The sequence below is a fragment of the Pseudomonas sp. VI4.1 genome, from assembly GCF_002029345.1.
GTDB lineage: Bacteria > Pseudomonadota > Gammaproteobacteria > Pseudomonadales > Pseudomonadaceae > Aquipseudomonas.
In genome coordinates this window covers 149,600-168,923 of record NZ_MULM01000181.1, presented here as the reverse complement: position 1 = coordinate 168,923, position 19,324 = coordinate 149,600, and the positions used below count along the sequence as shown (strand labels likewise).

Annotated in this window: 11 protein-coding genes and 2 pseudogenes; 5 read left to right on the top strand and 8 right to left on the bottom strand. The window is 61.3% G+C overall.

The window, feature by feature from the left end:
* Positions 1–10 precede the first annotated feature (10 nt).
* The 7 genes and pseudogenes from BZ163_RS36140 to BZ163_RS36625 form a co-directional block, all read right to left on the bottom strand.
* Positions 11–1,234 (bottom strand): annotated as a pseudogene (locus BZ163_RS36140) (cellulose synthase subunit BcsC-related outer membrane protein); the annotation flags it as partial.
* A 481-nt stretch (positions 1,235–1,715) separates the two neighbouring features.
* Positions 1,716–4,244, bottom strand: a complete 2,529-nt coding sequence (locus BZ163_RS29905) for a tetratricopeptide repeat protein (protein WP_128873922.1) — start codon at positions 4,242–4,244, stop codon at positions 1,716–1,718.
* Positions 4,220–5,464: a cellulose synthase complex periplasmic endoglucanase BcsZ gene (gene bcsZ / locus BZ163_RS29900; protein WP_128873921.1), complete on the bottom strand. Its 1,245-nt coding sequence runs from the start codon at positions 5,462–5,464 to the stop codon at positions 4,220–4,222. Before bcsZ ends, BZ163_RS29905 begins: the two co-directional genes overlap by 25 nt.
* 1 nt (position 5,465) lies before the next feature.
* Positions 5,466–7,766: a cellulose biosynthesis cyclic di-GMP-binding regulatory protein BcsB gene (bcsB, locus tag BZ163_RS29895; protein ID WP_128873920.1), complete on the bottom strand. Its 2,301-nt coding sequence runs from the start codon at positions 7,764–7,766 to the stop codon at positions 5,466–5,468.
* On the bottom strand, positions 7,766–9,961 hold the full coding sequence (bcsA, locus tag BZ163_RS29890; RefSeq protein ID WP_128873919.1) for a UDP-forming cellulose synthase catalytic subunit: 2,196 nt from the start codon (positions 9,959–9,961) through the stop codon (positions 7,766–7,768). Before bcsA ends, bcsB begins: the two co-directional genes overlap by 1 nt.
* Complete coding sequence (gene bcsQ, locus BZ163_RS29885; protein WP_256579168.1) at positions 9,958–11,271, bottom strand: cellulose biosynthesis protein BcsQ; 1,314 nt, start codon at positions 11,269–11,271, stop codon at positions 9,958–9,960. The genes bcsA and bcsQ overlap by 4 nt, the downstream gene beginning before the upstream one ends.
* Before the next feature lie 500 nt (positions 11,272–11,771).
* Positions 11,772–12,683: an RHS repeat-associated core domain-containing protein gene (locus BZ163_RS36625; RefSeq protein ID WP_371916840.1), complete on the bottom strand. Its 912-nt coding sequence runs from the start codon at positions 12,681–12,683 to the stop codon at positions 11,772–11,774.
* Here BZ163_RS36625 and BZ163_RS36620 point away from each other — a divergent pair.
* The 5 genes and pseudogenes from BZ163_RS36620 (at position 12,588) to BZ163_RS29860 (ending at position 18,467) form a co-directional block, all read left to right on the top strand.
* Complete coding sequence (locus tag BZ163_RS36620) at positions 12,588–12,878, top strand: hypothetical protein (RefSeq protein ID WP_368991925.1); 291 nt, start codon at positions 12,588–12,590, stop codon at positions 12,876–12,878. The genes BZ163_RS36625 and BZ163_RS36620 overlap by 96 nt on opposite strands.
* 246 nt (positions 12,879–13,124) lie before the next feature.
* A pseudogene (locus BZ163_RS29875) lies at positions 13,125–14,044 on the top strand (LysR family transcriptional regulator).
* Between the two features lie 219 nt (positions 14,045–14,263).
* Positions 14,264–15,802, top strand: a complete 1,539-nt coding sequence (locus tag BZ163_RS29870; RefSeq protein WP_128873916.1) for an MFS transporter — start codon at positions 14,264–14,266, stop codon at positions 15,800–15,802.
* Positions 15,803–15,828: 26 nt separating this feature from the next.
* Positions 15,829–16,893 (top strand): HlyD family secretion protein, encoded by a 1,065-nt coding sequence (locus BZ163_RS29865; RefSeq protein ID WP_128873915.1) that lies wholly within the window; start codon positions 15,829–15,831, stop codon positions 16,891–16,893.
* Positions 16,890–18,467, top strand: coding sequence for an efflux transporter outer membrane subunit (locus tag BZ163_RS29860; RefSeq protein ID WP_128873914.1), 1,578 nt, complete (start codon positions 16,890–16,892; stop codon positions 18,465–18,467). The genes BZ163_RS29865 and BZ163_RS29860 overlap by 4 nt, the downstream gene beginning before the upstream one ends.
* A gap of 98 nt (positions 18,468–18,565) precedes the next feature.
* On the opposite strand, the gene BZ163_RS29855 is transcribed toward BZ163_RS29860, so the two are convergent.
* On the bottom strand, positions 18,566–19,324 hold the full coding sequence (locus tag BZ163_RS29855) for a slipin family protein (RefSeq protein ID WP_128873913.1): 759 nt from the start codon (positions 19,322–19,324) through the stop codon (positions 18,566–18,568).

The window sequence follows — 19,324 nt, the reverse complement described above, 5'->3', positions numbered from 1 at the left end:
GTTCCTTCGATCAATTGGAATAAGGAGATTGATAGGGGCTGACGGGCAAGGTCATCGGGCCTGTCATGTCCTCGAACATATAGCGAAGGTACATGGCCCCCGAAAATTGTCGGTAATCTCGAGCGTTATCCAGCCCCATGTTGCCGCCCAGGAAGAAGTTGCTGCCCATGCGGTATTCACCCGAGGCGGCCAGGTTGTAGCCAACGCCGGTCTTGTTCATGCCAGGGTATTGGGCATCTCCGGCCGAGGCTTGCAGGGCCGAGTCGGTCGGAAAATAGTCGGCACGGTCCTGTTCGAAGTGCTGCACGCCCACCGAGCCTTTGAGCTGGTAAGAAAAGTTGGCCGTACGCTGGCTCCAGGTGACCGGCATACCGATGGCAAAGAAGCTCTGCGGGCTGAAATAGCCGCCGTGGCCATAGGTATAGAAGCTTTGGTTGTTTTCATAGGACAGCGCGGTGGCGCTGACACCCAGGGTCAACGTGCTGTCAGGATCGTCATTACCCAGATACCAGTAGGCGCCGCTGCCGATCTCGCTACGGGCGTTCGACTCCACGTTGTTGCCTTCAAGCTTGTGGTAGGAAGCGAAGCCATAGACGCCCACTTGCTGGTTGTCATAGCTCAGCTGACCGCGTGCACCATTGGCTGTTACACCCCCCCAGCTCTGGCCGGTGCGTGCATCGCTGGTGCCTGCAAACGACGTCACACTGTCGGTCACCGGACGGCGTGAAGCATTCACCCCGTAACGGAAGTTGGGGTTAGCCTCGAAGGGGCGATCGACACGGACGCCACCCGCAGCGGTCGTGTAACGAAAGCCCATGGGTGTCGTGCCGATATCGGCCTTGATCCCGTGCTCGGGGTTCTCGATCGCTACGGACAGACCCACGCCGGTGTCTTTCTGTGAACCGGTAGAGTCCTCTGCCGCGACGGTCGGCCCGCCGCCAAAGCGTTGCGCCGAGTTCGAATTGGCACTGCCGGCGTTCACTGTCACCGGGGTCACACGAACGGCCAGACGGTTGTTGCCGGCCGGGAAGTTGGCTTCAAAGGGCGTTTCGACGGCCGTCATCTTGCTCAGGCCATCTTCGCTGTCGTTGCTGCGCACGCTCACGCCCTGCGCCGCGTAGGCACTGCGCTCTTGCAGAATGTCGTTGAGTGCCAGCTGCGCGGGCGTCATGTCGCTGCGTGGGTCGCTGGACATCGCCGGTGCTGCGAAGGGGTTGTCCGAAGGGCCCTGTCCTGAAGACGGTTGGCCATAGCCTTGCTGTACATAACCGGCAGTCTGCTGCACATGACCTTGTTGTACATAACCGGCAGTCTGCTGCACATGACCTTGTTGTACATAACCGCCAGGCTGCTGCGCATAGCCTTGCTGCGCATAACCGGCAGGCTGCTGCGCATAACCTTGCTGCGCATAGCCAGCAGGTTGTTGCGCATAGGTCGGGGCTGCCTGGGGAGCACGGACAGGCGGGGCGTACCCTGCGGGCGCTTGCCCGTAAGCCTGCGCCGGTGCCTGGTAGCTCTCGGCCACCGGGGCGGGAATGCTGTCCATCGAGCTCGCATAGCCTTGCGATTGTCCCGATTGACCGGGGTAGGCATCCGGCACCACTTGCTGCACCGGGTCAATTGCGCCAGGGATCGATTCGGCCGGCAACGGAACGACTGCCCCCGCCGCCAGGGTCGTCGCACGGCGACGTTGACCGGGCATCCCGGCAAAAGGATTAGCCCCGGCATTTGAAGCATAACCTTGCGCCGGTGCGGGTGGATCGAGTGCGTCCCGCTCTACGGCGACGGCTTTGCGCAGCATGGTCGCGGCGTCTCCCGAGCGGCCCATGCTGTTGTAGAGCCGGGCTGCCGTGGTCAACAGTTGGGGGTCGCCGGGCGCCAGCTTCACCGCACGATCCACGGCTTGTTCCGCGAACGAGCGGTCCTGCGCCTGTAGCGCGGCATCGGCCGCACTGATCAGCAATTGGGCATTGTTGGCGTCTCGCTGGACCAGCGGGCGATAGAGCTCGAAGGCTTTTTTTTCGATTGCCGCTGGCGGTGTACATCCGTGCCAGGGCGGAGACGGCGACACTGTCGCCCGGGCGCTGGGCCAAGGCTGGAGACAGGGTGTCAAAGGCGGCTACCAGATCGCCGCGCTCGCGCAGGCGGTCAGCCTGACGAACACGATAGACATACAGCAGATCATCGTACTGGGCGCGTGCCTGCGTGCCCATCGGTTGCCCCTGCAGGTCATGCAGGATGCCGCTGACTTCCGCATCTTCGCCGCTCTTGAGCAGTACGCCGGCGTATTGCAGCAACAGCTCCGCTGACGGTCTTGGCGTCTGGGACAGCAGGCTGCGCATCAACACCAGGCCACGGGCCGGATCACCGGCATCGACATAGGCCGTCGCCAGCGATGCCAGGCGGGCCGGTCGCATTTGCCCGCTCAAGGACGATGTCAGCGGTTCGCTGCGCTCAAGCAGCGCCAGCGCTTCTTGTTTTTGCCCGCGCCTGGACACTTCGAGTGCCTTGCGGATCTGCACATTGAGCTCGACGTCGGCGGCCAGCTCCTTGATGTCCGGGGTGCGTTCGGCGACGGGAATGCGCGAGAGCGCCGCCTGGGCTTTTTCCCATTCCTGCATCTGGGCGGACAACAATGCGCTGGTGTAGAGCGCATCGGGAAGGTCCGGCCGGGTTTTCAGCAGCTCATCGACGAGTTTGCGAGCGGTTTGCGTCTCGCCGTTGCGCAGGTGGATGCGCGCCAGGGCGAATCGTGTCCAGGCGTCGTTCGGGTCTGCGCGCAGGGCCTCGCGATAAGCCTGCTGGGCGCCGGCCCAATCGCCCCGCTGCTCGGCAGCCTTGGCCTGTTGCGTAGCGCGCAGGCCTCGCAAGCGGTTGGCATCGCCAAAACCGGCTTGCTCGGCTGGGGACAGTTTGTCCAGCCACTTGAGCGCTTCGTCAGCCTTGCCGGCCCGGGTCAACACTCCGAGCAGACCGCTGCGCGCGTCGGCATTGGCAGGATACCGCGCCAGTACCTGGCGATAAGTCGTTTCGGCGACATCCAGCTTGCCATCCTGAGCCTCGAGCCCTGCCAGCGCTACCAGGCCTGCCGGCTCGTTGGGCTGTTTCTGGATGGCTTGCTGGAACAATTGACGCGCCTGGCTCACGCGGCCCAGGCGTTGTGTTTCACGGGCGCGTTCCAACAACACCCAATACCGCACATTTTCCAGGGCCGGCTGCCAGCGAGTGCCGCCCGGTTGCCGGGTAGCCTGCTCAAGGTGCTTTTCGGCTTCGCCCAAACGGTTGAGCTGCTGGTACACCACGCCCATGCCGCCGAGGGCGTCGACGTCATTGGATTTCTGCTGCAGGCGCGCCTGAAATTCTTTTTCAGCCGTGCGTTTGTCACCGGCATCGAGCGCCTTCAGGCCGCGGGCCACATGGGGGTCCTGTTGCCAGGCGGGGGCTTCTTTGGCCGTGACATTGGCCTTGTTCATCCGCGCCCGAATGTCGTCATCGTCCGGGTGGATTTTGAGGAACTCTTCGAACAACGGCTTTTGTGCGGCTGTCGGCGTGTCGATCCAGGTCAGTGCCAGGCGCCAGCTTTCATCCGCATCGCCCCCGATATCGGCGCGGGTCGACAGTTTGGCCAGGGCACGAACACCTTCGGCACGACTGTCTTCACGGCGCACCAACTGTTTGGCGAAAAACAGCGGCACGTACGGGTCGCTGGTTTTTTCCCGGATCAGCCGCTCAAAACCACGACGGGCCTCGGGCCAGCCGGCATCGGTATACGCCAGGTTGTTGTAGTACTCACGCGCGAACAGGCCCTGCGGCTCGCGTCCACCCAGCACCTTGCGGTACTGCACGGCGGCGCCTTCGTGGTCACCGGCATCGACCAGGCGGCGGGCTTCCTGAAGCTGTTTCTGGCCCACGGCCGAGGCCATGGCGATCTCCTGCTCCAGCCGATCGGCTTGCGGCGCGGCAGGCTTCAACGCCTTGAGCCGGGCGAGATACGGCTGGGCCTGATCGGGCTTTTTCTGCTGGACAGCAACCATGCCAAGGCCAAACAGCGCATCGGGTTGATTGGGCGAAAGACGCAGCAACTTCTCCCAGATCTCGGTGGCCCGTTGCGGGTTCTGGCGAGACTGCCAATAGTTGCCCTGTTCAATCAGCAGTGCTTGTGGATCGGTGGTCTCGGCCGGAGCGGAGGTACAGACCAGCGCAGCCAGGATTGCGACGGCTAGTGTGTGGCGGCGCGGGTACATGCGGACTCCCAGGATAGCTTCAATGTTCCGTCGTTGAGGAACTGATAACGTTGTTCTGCCCAGCCCAGCCCGAACAGGCTGAGCATGTAGTGGTAATACATCGGTTGCGCAGTGCCGGTGCGCATCTGCTCCTGCACCTTCTTCAAGGCTTGCTCGACGATGCGCTGCTGCTGCTCGGCCAGCCAGGGTTGCCCCTTGGCCAGAAAATACGGGATCAAGGCCGCCGAAAACCCGTACGGGCCATTGCCTTCGGTGCTGGCGCTGATGACTTGAACCTTTTCCGGCGGAATCCCGCTTGAGGCGGTAGCCGCGGCCATGCCGTCCAGGCGAGCGAGGATCGAAGCCGCCAGCGGGTCGCTCTTGGGCGTCATGCCGGCCCAGAGATAGACGCGTATGGCGTCATAGCTGCCAAGCTGGCCTTTGAACGGATCGATGACAAACAACCCCGAGGCGGCCGAGGTCCCGCGGTAGCCGACCCAGTCGGCGACGAAGCCATTGGGGCTGGAATCACGCAGCAGTCTGGCGGTGTTCTCAGCCACCTCTTGCCAAGGTCCTGCAGGTGTTTCCTTGGCCAGTCGGCGCAAGAGTGGGATGGGCAGGTAACTGGCATTCAGGCGCCACAGGTGGTCTGGCTGCACAAAGCCTTCCGGGCCTGGCAATAGCATTTTGCCCAGGCCCGGCAAGTCGACCAGCAGGCGCGACTCGATAGTGGCCAGCAGGCGCTTGGCGTCCTCGCGGTAATCCGGGCGCTGCCAGATCCGAGCGGCTTCCAGCAGCGCATAGACGAACCACAGGTCGGCATCGGCTGCGGAGTTCGCGTCCTGAATCGCCCACTTGCCGTCTTTGCCCTGGCCCCACAACCAGCCCGGCAGATGCGTGCCGATGTCGCTGGAGGCCATATTGGCCACGGTCCAGCGCCAGAGTCGGTCGAAGGTCTGCGGATCGTTGCCGATCAGGGCGAAGAGCATTCCATAGGATTGCCCCTCTGATGTGCTTTGCTGTGGGTTCAGGCTGGAGCCGAGCATCCGCCCGTCTTCCTGTATGTAGCGCTGTGCGAAGTCCTGCCAAAGCGGCCAGTTCGAAGCGCTGCAAGCCTGGGCGTGAGCCGCGCCGGGCAGCAACACCAGGCCGCCGATCAAGCCCAGCGCTGTCCGTCGATACCCGCCCGTGCTCACACGCAGCACGCCGGTGAAGGCTTTAACGATCTCGCCAAGGCGCATCTCAGTGTTTCCCGACATCGGCATCGTCGGCCAGACGATGACGTGCGCGCGCGCGCAGCGACAGATAGGCCAGCACACTGACCAATGGAATGCACAGCGCAGTGATCAGCACCAGCAGTAACACATGCTGCGAGAGCATCCATTGCACGTACTTGAAGGGCCCGAGGTGACCGACGTAATACTGCTCGTCTGCGACCAGCGACTTGATGTGCTTGCCCTGAATCACGGCGAGGCTGCCTTGCAGCGCCTGGGTATAGTCTTCGCCGCCGATCAGCGCATCCGTTGCCTCAATCAAGCCTTCCGGCCGCGCACTGGCGATCAGTACCACGCTGCGCCCGCTTTGCAGGGGGGATTGGAAACCGGTCAGGTAGGTGCTGCTGCTCGTGCCCTTGAAGGTGAAAGTGCTGCGGGCCTGGCGCCGATTGGCGACCGGGTCGGGACTGATCCATTCGCGGATCCGCAGCGGCAGGTCGGACAGATCAAACCGCTGGCGGTCACCGTCGACGCTGGCCGGCAAGTAGCTTGCCCATTGCTCCAGCAGCGGTTGGTTGGCGCCTGAAGCCAGGACGAGCAAGTCTTTATCCGCAAGCTCGCTGATCTGATCGGCCTGGGCTACGGTAATGGCAGTGGCGGGGTAACCGGTCGACTCGCCGAAGCGGCCCATCACTGTCAGGTAGGCCGCCAGTTCGGTCGTGCCGGCATTGTCCGGCAGGATGACTGCCGATTCGGACAGGTCCGCCATGCGGGTGAACGGGAAGCCGCCGTCCTTGAAGACGCCCAGGTTGGGCATCGCGATGAAGTGCTCGTATTGACGCAGGTCCAGGGTCGATTCCGGATCGATCATGCCACGCATGTTATCGAGGATGATGTCGCGGCATTCGCCTTGTTTGGTGTAGTCGTAGACGAAGCGGATCTGCAGGCGTGACTGCAAGGCGACCGAGGTCAGCGGCAGCAACACATTGGTTTCCTGAGCCAGGCTCGGGTCTTTTTTCAGCATGGCCAAAAGGCTTGAACCGCCGCCCAGTTGCGCCACCGACGGCAAGGACACGGACTTCATGAAGCTGTCGTTGAAGCTCACCATCAAACTCGACCCCGACACGCTTGGTGGTGGGGTGTAGCGATACTTGAGGTTCAGCTTGGCGCCGTCTTCCAGCCAGTTGAACAAGTCCGGTGGCAGGCGCATGGGCACGGTGATAGCGCCCGGGTTGATGCCCGAAACATTCAACACTTTAGGGCCAACCAGTTCGCCGAGCTTGACCAGGCGATCGGTCGGCAGCCAGTTCGGCGCGTCATAGGGCTTGCGTGGTACCAGCGTATCCATCTGGTCGATTTCCACGTGGTTGCCGGTGAGTGCCTGGCTGCCCAGCGTCAGTGCAGCCGCAGCGCGCTTGAGCGCTTGCGAATCGGCACCCGCAACCACCAGCAGTTTGCCGAACGGGTCATTGGGGTTGGCAACCATGGACAGGCTCGGACCATCGGCCGTCGGCACCTGCACACCGGGTATCTGCGAGCCATCGGCACTGCTGATGAAAACGATCGCGTTACCTTTCTGCGGAATCTGGCTCAGGTTGGCCGTAAAACGCGCGCCGCGATAGCTCGCCAACGCGCCCAGCCAGGAGGCCACCGTGCCAGCGGCTTCCAGGGTGGCGTTATCGGGCGCCTGGGCAAACACAAAGGGCATGTTCAGCACGCGCGCGTCGCGGCGATCGAAAAATGGCAGCGGCAGCGACGATAGATCATCGGGCAAGTCGATTTTCGACACGCTCAGGCTCAGGCGGCTTTCATTGCTGATCTTCGCCCACAGGCTGGAGTGCATCGGGTCTTCGCACGACATGGAGTAGTGGCCGATAAACTGCAGACCAAGGCGGTTGAATTCCGTGATCAGGTGCGCAGGGATATCGACGGTGGTCTTTTGCAGCGTACCGGCGTTTTCCTTGGGCAGCGGCAGGGTGGCGGCGACTTCGTCGTTGACCATGACGTTGAGCTGCGACAGTTCGCTCAGCAAGGCGGGCGAATAGGAGTACTGCAAGGTCACCTTGGCCCCTGTCACGACCTCATCGGCGCGCACGTCGAAGTTGACGCTGTCGGTCGCCTCCAGGCCGCGCAAGGTCATGGTGTAGTTTTTACCCAGCTCCTTGAGCGTCAGGTCATAACGATCGCCGTTCGCGGTGCCCGCTGCTGGAGTGGTTTGAGTGACCCCCCAGGCAGTCGAAGTCATGAGGCCGGCGCTGAGCAGCGAAGCGGCCATCAACATCCACGGGTAAGGTCGTGCATCGGCACGACGAAAGTGCTTGAGAGTCATTACTGATCCAGAAGAGGTTCGACGGCCTGAGGCACAGCACGTCGGCGCTTGAAAAGAAGACCGGTTTCTTTTGCAGTAGCTTTGAACAGTTCGATAATGCCGCGTACACCAATCAGGCTGATGTCTCGCAAGGCCCCCAGCGGGGTATCGACCTCGCCATTGCCCCAGGTCGAAGCCCAAGTATCGGCGCGCGAGAAGGTCAGACGCACCAGCTCACTTTGTTGGCGCAAGGTCATGTGATCGAATTGGGCGCCGATCATCGTTTCATTGCTGAACGCTACGGTGGCCGGGAACAGGCTGATTTGAGTATTGCGAATGAGGGCGACCTGGATCTGCTCGCCACTGGCGAACCGGCTGCCATCGGACACGTGGATACCCAGCCCTTTCTGCGAGAAGTCCTGGGTCACGCCGTCGATTTCACTGCCGTCGGCACGCACAATCCTGACCGGCAGATCGGCGCGTACCCGCGGCTCGGAGCGAATCTGCCGGGTTTCGCTGGCGACGGCCACCGATGCGCTGGTGATGATGATGTTGTAGACCGTCCAGGCCAGGTTGATCAGCACGGTGATGAGGGTATCGCCTGTACCCCAGATCAGTTCGTAAGTACCGAAGCCCAAGCCGGTCAAGTTCAGCAGCAACAGGATGATGTAGGGACGGGCCAGCTTCCATTCGAAGTATTCCTCGTCGATGATCCCGCCTTTGTCGGTCACGTTGAAACCACCGAACTTGGGATTCACCAGGGCCATCAGCACAGGCCCCATGATGTACCAGGCCAGTACCGTCTCGTAGACCTCGTTCCAGAACGAGTGACGGAATCGACCCTGAATGCGTGAGTTGGTCACGCTGGCATGGACGATATGCGGCAACACGTAGGCCATGATCATCAGCGCCGAGGCGTGGTAAATCTGGGCGTCGAAGACCAGATAGGCCAGGGGCGCGGTCAAGAACACCAGGCGCGGCAAGCCATAGAAGAAGTGCAGCATGGCGTTCGAATAGCAGATGCGCTGCCCCAGGCTCAGGCCCTTGCCGAGCAGTGGGTTGTCGGTCCGGAAAATCTGCGCCATGCCTCGGGCCCAGCGGATCCGCTGGCTGATGTGGCGCGACAGGCTTTCGGTGGCCAGTCCCGCAGCCTGCGGGATGGCCAGGTAGGCGGTGTTGTAGCCGGCGCGGTTGAGCTTGAGTGCCGTGTGGGCGTCCTCGGTCACGGTCTCGATGGCCACGCCGCCGACTTCTTCCAGAGGGGCCCGGCGGATGACTGCGCAGGAGCCGCAGAAGAAGGTCGCATTCCACAAGTCGTTGCCGTCCTGGACCAGACCGTAGAACAACTCACCTTCGTTGGGGACGCTACGGAAGGTGTCGAGGTTTTTTTCGAACGGATCCGGCGAAAAGAAAAAGTGCGGCGTTTGCAGCATCGCCAGCTTCGGATCCTTCAGGAACCAGCCGAGGCTGATTTGCAGGAAAGAGCGGGTGGGCACGTGGTCGGCGTCGAAAATGGCGATGTACTCGCCACTGGTGACCTTCAGCGCTTCGTTCAGGTTGCCGGCCTTGGCGTGACGGTTGTTGTCGCGAACGATGTAGTTCACCCCGATCTGCTGGCAAAACACTTTGAAGTCTTCACGGCGGCCGTCATCGAGCACGTGCACGCGCAGCTTGTCCTTGGGCCAGTCGATGGCCTGGGCGGCAAAGATCGTCAGCTTCACGATGCCGAGGGATTCGTTGTACGAGGGAATGAACACATCGACCACCGGCCATTCAGCCGGAGGGGCGGTCAGCAATATGGGTTTGCGCTGCAGGGGCCAGGCGGTTTGCAGGTAGCCGAACAACAGCACCACCAGGGCATACAGCTCGGCCAGGACCAGGCCGTAGCCGAAGAACATGTCCAGCCAGGTTTCAAACCCCAGGGTCGACGTCAACCGCCAGTACATGTAGCGCAAGGACGCCACCACCGAGAACACGATCATCGCCAGCACTGGCAGGCGCCCCGGGATTTTGCGGATCACCAGAATCGAGCCGAAGCACAGCAGGGCAAAGACGACCTGGCTTTCCAGGTTCAGCGGCGCACAAATCATTGCGATCAAAAACAGGCCGGCAACCAGGCAGGCACCAGCCTTGAGCAGCAGGCTCGCGGTGGACGGCAGCTTTTCCACGCGCGCAAACAGCGTGTCGAGCCATTGCTCTGAATTGAGATTGCTCATGACAGTGCCGACTCTTGGACCTGTGCGTGGGACAGCAGGCCTGAAAGCGCCTTGGCAATTTCTTGAACGTCGTGACAACCCTGGCTGAGGGGCGCCTGGTCCATCGGGTTACGCTCGTAGGCCAGGGCTTCACGGATACTGCGGTCCAGATGAACAATGCCCAGCAGGCTGATGCCCATGCGCTGCTTCAACACTTCGACCATGTCCATGCTGAAGCCATGAGTAGGGTCCAGCTGATTGATGATGCAGTGCAGCGTCGGTGGATGAAGTTTGCCCAGGCAGGGTTCGAGCCTGCGCTTCATTTGGTCCAGCGCCCGGTAGGAGGCGGCATCAGGCAGCATGACGAGCACCAGGTGATCGGCGATATCCAGCGCTTGCTGCAGACTCTCGTCAATGCCGACGGGCAAATCCAGGATCACCACGTCTTTGTCGCTCAATGCCATGCGCTGCAGTTGCTGGAACAACCAGCGGCCATCTTTGGCCACGTTTTGCTGTACGCGCTGCACGTCGGTGACAGCGGCCTTGCCATAAGGCACAAACTGGCAATTACCAGCGCCGGACAGGCAAACGTCGCGCCAGTTGTTGTCGTCCAGGCTCGCCTGAGCAATGCCCGGTACGGCTTCCTGAATGCCGAAATGGAATTGCAGTGCATTCTGCGGGTCCAGATCGACCGCAAACACCTGACCGCCCTCGCGGGGGCGCAGGGTGCTGGCCAGCATCGACGTCAACGTACTTCTGCCCACGCCCCCCTTGGCTGACACCACGGCGATTATCTTGGCTTTGATCCGCGCAGGGGCCACCGGGACGGCCTGGTCTTGAGCACTCAGACGCGCTTGAGCGGCCTTTTCCAGCAGGCTGCGCAAGGAAGCAGGGGTCGATGCTTGAGTGGACGGGGCGACGATTGTCTCAGGCGCAGGCTTCTTGACAACGGGCTCGACCGGCGCCTGCGCTAAGGCCGTCGGAATGTTGACGGCAGCCTCAAGCACGGCGTCGATCGCCGCCTGTTTTATGGCATGTGCCTCGAGAGTGGCTTCAATAATGGGAACGCGGGGGGGCATCGGCGCAGTCTGCGCAGGCGTGGCATCCGAAACCAGAACAGGTGCAGCAGGTTTTACCGGCAGGCGCACCGGTGGCACGAGCGGCAGTTCCTGATAGTCGTAGTGCGGCTCTATTTCTTTATAGCTGTCCGCACTTGCCCCGAATGAGCTGAACAATGTTGCAATGTCGTCTGCGCGATTCATGGAGTAGCCCCGTTCCTGCCTTTGGCGATCTGAAAATTTTCTTAGGCAGATTCGACCTAAATCACACACACGCAAAAACCCATATTCACGCGGAATCTGGGAAAAGGTGATGTCAGGGTGATGGTGTCAATAATTTGCTGTCAGGGCTACTTATTTTTCAGGCCAGCGGTAGAGTCAATTTTTTAGTGTCAAAAAAATGTCGATTCGTCCGCGTCTTTGATGCACTGATCAGGAAAATCATTTTCCGTAACCGTCGCTATATGCCTTATCGCGAGCCCTTCTAAGAGGGCGGCATCTTACTGCCTGGCGCGATTGAATGGCTGACCTGTTTCAGTATTTTTTCCTGTTCTGAAGAAATTTCCGACACAAGGAAAAGACCCCAATCTCTATATTCCCTACTGGAATTTAAATAAATTCTATTATTTCAATATCTTGTGATTCTGTTTGCATATGCAAAGCGATCCTTGCAGGAACGGTTGCTCTCCGGTTCCATCGCCGTCCCGCACCCTGACCACCTTGGCGGTGTGAACGCATTTCGGTCGCGACTCGATGTATCGTCGAGGACAAACTTAACCGTCCGACCAATCACTGGGCCCCGAGTTGTTAAATGATCCATGCGAAGACAAACGCCTGCGTGCGGGTGGGGGCGGGTCAGGCCTGCGAATTGAAGCAACGCTGAGGGTGGGTCTAACAGTCGAGCTATGTGTCGAGCTCCCGACTGGTGCAGATGACGAAGCCGAAGGTGAAGTAGTAGACGTAGACGAACTCCGCCCGCTCTGTACAGAATTTACATATGCCGTCGGTTTTCCTGATTCTGTTGGGTATGTCATATACGTTCGAGGCTGCTGCGATGCAGCAAAAGTGTCAGCATTCCAGAGTTGAGTTGCTTGCGCATACGACGGTGGCGGATCGTACGCAGGCGGTGCGTCATGCCCGTAGCGACTACCCCCGCTGGAGCTTTGCGCTTGGGGTGTTGAGCGGGACGGGCGAGAGGATAATCCGTCCAAGGCTGCACCTTGTACATATCCAGGGAAGTGTCTTGCTGTTTCTGTGACACGGGTGACGCGAGGAGAGTCGCCTGGCATTCGGTGAGCAGTTCCGAGGGTGTACAGGATGTCACCTATACCACTCGATCTCGTAGGAGGAGCGACGTAGTTTATCCTGGCATTGTGGGCTAGACCTATTATCTCCATTGCCCCTCTCAGATCCAGTTTATTCAGGGCAACAGGTCTGCTTTTACCCGGGCCTAAGGTTTTAAGGAAACTGCCTACGGCCTTGAATGGAGGCCAATGACCTGTCGGATCCGAACGATTTACCGGATCGCCCACGCAATACATATACGGATTCAACCCGCCCCGCCCAAACGGACTCCAACTGTCCGGACTATGAAAACGCATCAATCGCGGGTTGTAAGCACGGTAACCGTTACCCAGCAAATACCAGCAGGTTTGCGCTTCGCGCAGCTCGCCGTTGAAACCCAACCGCGTCGCGACTTTCCGTTGCGCAGACTGATGGCCGTAGACGGCGTAAGCCAGGCGATTGATGTCATCACCAACCACTTCGGCGAGCGCCGATTGTTGGCTATCAGTCGCCAGCAAAATGGTGCGTTGTTTGTTCGATTGCTGTTGATCAACCGGATCTGTTGGGGTCATGGAGCGGCCTTCCCGGGTAAATGAGTGAAGTGAGTGCCGTCCTTTGGTTTTACGTGCTTGCGCCAAGGTTGAGAACTATCAGAACTGCTAGGGTCCCGCATCGCAAACCTGAACACGCTCATTTGTAGGAGCAAGCTTGCTCGCGATGGGGGCGGCGCGGTCCCCAGGTAGACCGCGTTATCGTTCATCGCGAGGCAAGCTTGCTCCTACAGGGGGGATAGCTGATAGGATTGTGTTTGACTCAATCCTGGTCAGCCAAGAGTGCTCAGCATGCAACTTCCGGACATGAACCTCCTGGTCGCCCTCGACGCGTTGCTCGACGAGGGCAGTGTGGTGGGCGCGGCCCGGCGGATGAATCTCAGTCCGGCGGCCATGAGCCGCACGCTGACGCGGATTCGCGAGGCGATTGGCGATCCGATCCTGGTGCGTGCCGGGCGTGGCCTGGTGCCGACACCCAAGGCGCTGGCGTTGCGCGAACAGGTGCGGGATGTCGTCGAGCAGGCGGCGGTGCTGTTTCGCTCCGCCGATGAAGTGGAGTTGGGGAGCTTGCGCCGGCGGTTCAGTATTCGCGCCAACGATTTCTTCGTGGGAGTCTACGGCGGCAAGTTGTTCGACACGATGGAACGCCAGGCGCCGCTCTGTGAATTGCGCTTTGTCCCGGAGGGCGACGGGGATGACGAGGCGTTGCGTGAAGGACGTATCGATCTAAGCGTCAGTAACAACCGGCCGCTGATGCCGGAGGTGAAAGTGCAGAACCTGTTCTCCACGCATTTTGTCGGGTTGGTGCGCGAGGACCACCCGCTGTTCGATCAAGAGATCACGGCGGAGCGCTACGCGGTTTTGCCCACATCAGCATGTCCCGCCGCGGCATCGCCCGTGGCCCGATCGACACGGCGCTCAATGCCTTGGGGCTGGAGCGGCGGGTGGCGGTGATTGCGCCGAGTTTCCATGCGGCAATGTTTGCGTTGCCGGATTCCGATCTGATTCTGCCGGTGCCCAAGGAGGCGTTGCTGAGTGTGCGGCGCCTGGGGTTGAAGCTGCGTTCGTTCACCCTGCCGATTCCGCTGCCGACCCTCATGCTGACCCAGGCGTGGCATCCGCGTTTCGACAAGGATCCGGCGCATCGGTGGATGCGTGAGACGCTCAAGGCCTGTTGCGATGCGACTTGGCTGGCTGCACAAACCCCCTGAAACTGAACGCCGACCCTTGTAGGAGCTGGCTTGCCAGCGAAGGCGATTTTTCATTCAACATCTTCATTGGCTGACACACCGCTTTCGCTGGCAAGCCAGCTCCTACAGGGGATGTATTGCTGCATCGGACGCACTTATAAACTGTTGATAAGTCAATTTTCGTAAGGTTACGCACTTCATAAAATGCTTCGGTATTGAAAATCCCGGAGCTTGCAGTACATGACTTCCCTCACGGTCACGGCACCTCTCGCCGCGGCCAGCCCGATTGCCGCCGCTACGCCACCGGTGTTCGGCCCGCGAATCATCATCGGCCTGCTGGGTGTGTTGCTGGCGGTGCTGGTGTCGGGCCTCAACGAGATGGTGACCAAGGTTGCCCTGGCCGACATTCGCGGCGCGTTGGCCATTGGCTACGACGAAGGCACCTGGCTGGTCGCCAGCTACACCGCGACCTCGGTGGCCGCCATGGCGTTCGCCCCCTGGTGTGCGGTGACGTTTTCGTTGCGGCGGTTCACCCTCTGCGCGATCAGTGCGTTCACCCTGTTGGGCGTTTTGTGCCCGTTCGCCCCGAATTACGAAAGCCTGCTGCTCCTGCGGACCCTGCAAGGCCTGGCCGGCGGCGCACTGCCGCCGATGCTGATGACGGTTGCCCTGCGCTTTTTACCGGCCAATGTGAAGCTTTATGGTCTGGCCGGTTACGCCCTGACGGCCACCTTCGGTCCCGGCCTCGGCACTCCGTTGGCCGGGTTATGGACCGAGCACGTCGGCTGGCAATGGACCTTCTGGCAAATCATCGCACCGTGCCTGCTTGCCATGGTCGCGATCGCCTATGGCTTGCCCCGGGATCCGCTGCGCCTGGAGCGTTTCAAGCAATTCAACTGGCGCGGGTTGCTGCTGGGTTTTCCGGCGATCTGCATGCTGGTGATCGGCATCCTGCAGGGCAACCGACTGGACTGGTTCGAGTCGAGCCTGATCGGCGGATTGCTCGGTGGCGGGCTGTTACTGATGGTGCTGTTCCTGATCAATGAATGGTCGCAGCCGATGCCGTTTTTCAAGATGCAGATGCTCGGCATCCGCAACCTGTCGTTCGCCTTGCTGACCCTGGCCGGGGTGCTGGTGGTGCTGTTGGCGGTGATCATCATTCCGTCGAGCTACCTGGCTCAGGTCCAGGGTTATCGCCCGGTGCAGACTGCGCCGATCATGCTGCTCGCGGCATTGCCACAACTGATCGCGCTGCCCTTGGTCGCGGCGCTGTGCAACTTGCGCTGGGTCGATTGTCGCTGGGTGCTGGGTTTAGGCCTGAGCATGCTGGTGCTGTCGTGCATCGGCGGTTCGCAGCTGACGTCGGTGTGGATTCGCGACGATTTCTACCCTCTGCAACTGCTGCAAATCTTCGGTCAGCCCATGGCGGTGCTGCCGCTGTTGATGCTCTCCACCGGCAGCATCAGCCCACTGGAAGGGCCGTTCGCCTCGGCCTGGTTCAACACCGTGAAGGGCCTGTCGGCGGTGATCGCCACGGGTGTGATCGAAGCGCTGACCACGTCGAGGCTGCACTTTCATTCGAGCATGTTGGTGGACAGCCTCGGTAACTCGCCTCTGGTCGACAGCGACAGCGCGGGCCTTGCCCACCGGCTGCACGAGCAGGCCGTGGTGCTGACGGCTTCGGATCTTTATCTGTGCATGGCCGGCGTCGCCCTGGCGCTGATCCTGCTGATTTTCTGGCTGCCGACGCGGATCTATCCACCGCGCGCACCGACTTGAATGCTCCACTGGTACAGAAGGTTTTTATGACGACTCAAGCAAAGCAAAAAGTGGCCGTGGCCGCCGTCGCGGTGGTGGCACTCGGCGTGCTGGTTTATCTGCTGGCGCCGGGGATTTTCGGCCAGCGTACGCAACAGAGCACCAATGACGCCTTTGTCTCGGCGGACTTCACGCTGGTGGCGCCGCGCGTGGCCGGGTTTATCAAGGATGTGCTGGTGGAAGACAACCAGCAGGTCAAGGCCGGCCAGTTGCTGGCGGTCATCGATGACCGCGACCTGCGTGCCGCCGCCCAGGCCGCCGACGCCGAGACACTGGTGGCGCGGGCGCACCTGATAAATGCGCGGGCGACCCTTGAACGTCAGACTTCGGTGATCGCCCAGGCCCAGGCAACCGTCGTTTCGGCCAAAGCCGAGATGGCTTTCGCCGAGCATGAATTGAACCGCTACAACCACCTCGCCGGCGTCGGTGCCGGTACGGTGCAGAACGCTCAGCAAGCACGCACGCGCATCGATCAGGCCAGCGCGCGGTTAGCCAACGCCACGGCGGTACTGGCCGCGGAACGCAAGCAAGTGGAGATCCTTGCCGCCCAACGCGACGCGGCCGACGGTGGATTGAAACGGGCGCAAGCGGCGCTGGAAATGGCCAGCTATGAGCTGTCCTATACGCGCATCGTTGCGCCGCAGGACGGCATGGTCGGCGAGCGTGCAGTGCGCGTCGGTGCCTATGTCACGCCCGGGAGCAAGATTCTGGCGGTGGTACCGCTCGCTGAGGCTTATGTGATCGCCAATTTTCAGGAAACCCAATTGACCGACGTGCAGCCGGGACAGCGCGTGCAGGTAAGCGTCGACAGCCTTGGCGGCGAAGCCTTGCGCGGACGTGTCGAGAGCATCGCCCCGGCCACCGGGGTGACCTTTGCTTCGATCAAGCCGGACAATGCCACCGGCAATTTCACCAAGGTGGTGCAGCGGATTCCGGTGAAGATCGTGCTGGATGCCGGTCAGCCGCTGACTGAGCGGTTGCGGGTGGGGATGTCGGTGGAGGCGAGGATCGATACGGCGAGCGCTGGCGAACATGAGGTTGCGCAGCGATGAAGTTCTTTTTCGATCGGTCTGACGCCTTCGCGAGCAGGATCGCTCCCACAGTTGATCTGCTGGGTGCCCAAGCTTTATGCACAAAAGGAGATCCAGTGTGGGAGCGAGCCTGCTCGCGAAGGGGCCGGATGCCCCAACTAACGCTTTGCGCCTTGCTCGTCATGGGCCTCTCAGCCTGCACCGTCGGCCCGGACTTCCACAAACCTCAGGCGCAACAAGTCGCCAAGTGGTCGAAACCGGCAACAGCCGCCGCCAGTCAAGCCGTCACCGAAACCATGGACGAACGCTGGTGGGAGGTGTTCCACGACCCGCAACTCTCGGCCCTGATCCAGCGCGCCCTGAGCGACAACCTCGACCTGAAACTCGCCAGCAGCCGCTTGCAGCAAAGTCGCGCCGCGCGTCAGGTGATCACCGCCGAGCGTTACCCCAATACCGCCGCCACGGGCAGCTACGGGCGTAAACGCAACAGCGGCAAAGGCCTGAACGATCCGTCGGGCAACAATGGCGACTCTGCATTCAATCTGTGGGACGCCGGCTTCTCCGCGTCCTGGGAGCTGGACTTCTGGGGCCGGGTGCGCCGCGAAACCGAGGCCGCCGATGCGACCCTGGAAGTCGCGGAAAACGACCGCCGCGGCGTGCTGTTATCAGTCCTCGCCGAAACCGCCCAGGACTATATACAGCTACGCGGTGTGCAAAGTACCCGAGTCGTCACCGAGCAGAACCTCGACGTCGCCCGCCATAGCCTGAAGCTCTCGCAGCTGCGCCTGGCCGACGGCGTCGCCACCGATCTGGATGTCGCCGAGGCCGCCGCGCAGGTCGCCGCCATCGAATCGCGCCTGCCGGCACTGGAGCAGCGTCAGTCGCAACTGATCAACGCCCTGAGCCTGTTGATGGGCGAGCCACCCCAGGCATTGCATGCCGAGTTATCCACAGAGGCTGCCGTGCCGCAAACCCCGCGCCAGATAGCCATCGGGCTGCCGTCGCAATTGGCCGAACGCCGCCCGGACATCCGCCAGGCCGAAGCGCGCCTGCATGCCGCCACCGCCAGCATCGGCGTGGCCAAGGGCGATTTCTATCCGCGGATCACCCTGTCGGGCAATGTCGGCTCCCAAGCCATGCAGCTGAGCGATTTTGGTTCCTGGGGCTCGCGCGCCTTCGGTATCGGTCCGCAGCTCAGCCTGCCGCTGTTCGATGGCGGACGCTTGCGCGGCATGCTGCAGCTGCGTGAAGCACAACAGCAGGAAGCCGCACTCGCCTATCAGCACACCGTACTGCGCGCCTGGCATGAGATCGATGATCAACTGTCCGCCTACAACGCCAGCCAGCTGCGCCGCGACCACCTCGCCGAAGCCGTACGCCAGAACCGGATCGCCTTGCGCACGGCCCAACAGCAATATGTGGAAGGGGTGGTGGATTTCGTCAACGTCCTTACCGTGCAAGGCGAGTTGCTGGCGACTCAACAACAGTGGGTCGAAAGCTCGACCGGCGTGTCGCTGGCGATGGTCGGGTTGTACAAGGCGTTGGGCGGGGGATGGGAGTCGGTGTACCCGGTGGTTGAGACAGCGCAGCGCTAACGTTTCAAAAAATCGCAGCTTGCGGCAACTGGTACAGGGGTACACAGCTTCCCTGTAGCTGCCGCAGGCTGCGATCTTTTGAGGCCGTCACGTTCAACTCACTCCTTTGCCGACAAATTCGCCATCCCCTTGAGCAATTCGATCGGCAGCGGGAAGACGATGGTCGAGCTCTTGTCGCCGGCGATCGAACTCAGCGTCTGCATATACCGCAGCTGCATGGCGCCCGGCTGGCGGCCGAGCATTTCAGCGGCCTGCATCAGTTTTTCCGAAGCTTGCAGTTCGCCTTCGGCATGGATCACTTTGGCCCGACGTTCCCGTTCGGCTTCGGCCTGTTTGGCGATCGCGCGCACCATCGATTCGTTGAGGTCCACGTGCTTGATCTCGACATTGGCCACCTTGATGCCCCAGGCGTCAGTCTGGGCATCAAGCACTTGCTGGATATCGACATTCAAGCGCTCGCGTTCGGCCAGCAGTTCATCCAGCTCGTGTTTGCCGAGCACCGCCCGCAACGTGGTCTGGGCCAATTGACTGGTGGCCATCAGGAAGTCTTCGACCTGGATGATCGCCTTCTGCGGATCGAGCACACGGAAATACAGCACCGCGTTGACCTTGACCGAGACGTTGTCGCGAGTGATGACGTCTTGCGGCGGCACGTCGAGGACCACGGTACGCAAGTCGACGCGAACCATCTGCTGCACCACTGGAATCAGGAGGATCAGGCCGGGGCCCTTGACCTGCCAGAAGCGTCCGAGCTGGAACACCACTCCGCGCTCGTATTCGCGCAGGATACGAAAGGTCGACCCCGCCAGTGCAATCAGCAATAACAGCAGCGCGGCAAAACCCAGTTGCAGGCCCAT

Excerpts from the sequence above, each read along its gene's own strand:
- BZ163_RS29855 (WP_128873913.1), bottom strand. The coding sequence starts at position 19,324 with ATGGGCCTGCAACTGGGTTTTGCCGCGCTGCTGTTATTGCTGATTGCA.
- BZ163_RS29870 (WP_128873916.1), top strand. The coding sequence starts at position 14,264 with ATGACTTCCCTCACGGTCACGGCACCTCTCGCCGCGGCCAGCCCGATT.
- bcsA (WP_128873919.1), bottom strand. The coding sequence starts at position 9,961 with ATGAGCAATCTCAATTCAGAGCAATGGCTCGACACGCTGTTTGCGCGC.
- bcsZ (WP_128873921.1), bottom strand. The coding sequence starts at position 5,464 with ATGCGCCTTGGCGAGATCGTTAAAGCCTTCACCGGCGTGCTGCGTGTG.
- bcsB (WP_128873920.1), bottom strand. The coding sequence starts at position 7,766 with ATGACTCTCAAGCACTTTCGTCGTGCCGATGCACGACCTTACCCGTGG.
- BZ163_RS29905 (WP_128873922.1), bottom strand. The coding sequence starts at position 4,244 with ATGTACCCGCGCCGCCACACACTAGCCGTCGCAATCCTGGCTGCGCTG.
- BZ163_RS29860 (WP_128873914.1), top strand. The coding sequence starts at position 16,890 with ATGAAGTTCTTTTTCGATCGGTCTGACGCCTTCGCGAGCAGGATCGCT.
- BZ163_RS36620 (WP_368991925.1), top strand. The coding sequence starts at position 12,588 with ATGAAAACGCATCAATCGCGGGTTGTAAGCACGGTAACCGTTACCCAG.
- BZ163_RS29865 (WP_128873915.1), top strand. The coding sequence starts at position 15,829 with ATGACGACTCAAGCAAAGCAAAAAGTGGCCGTGGCCGCCGTCGCGGTG.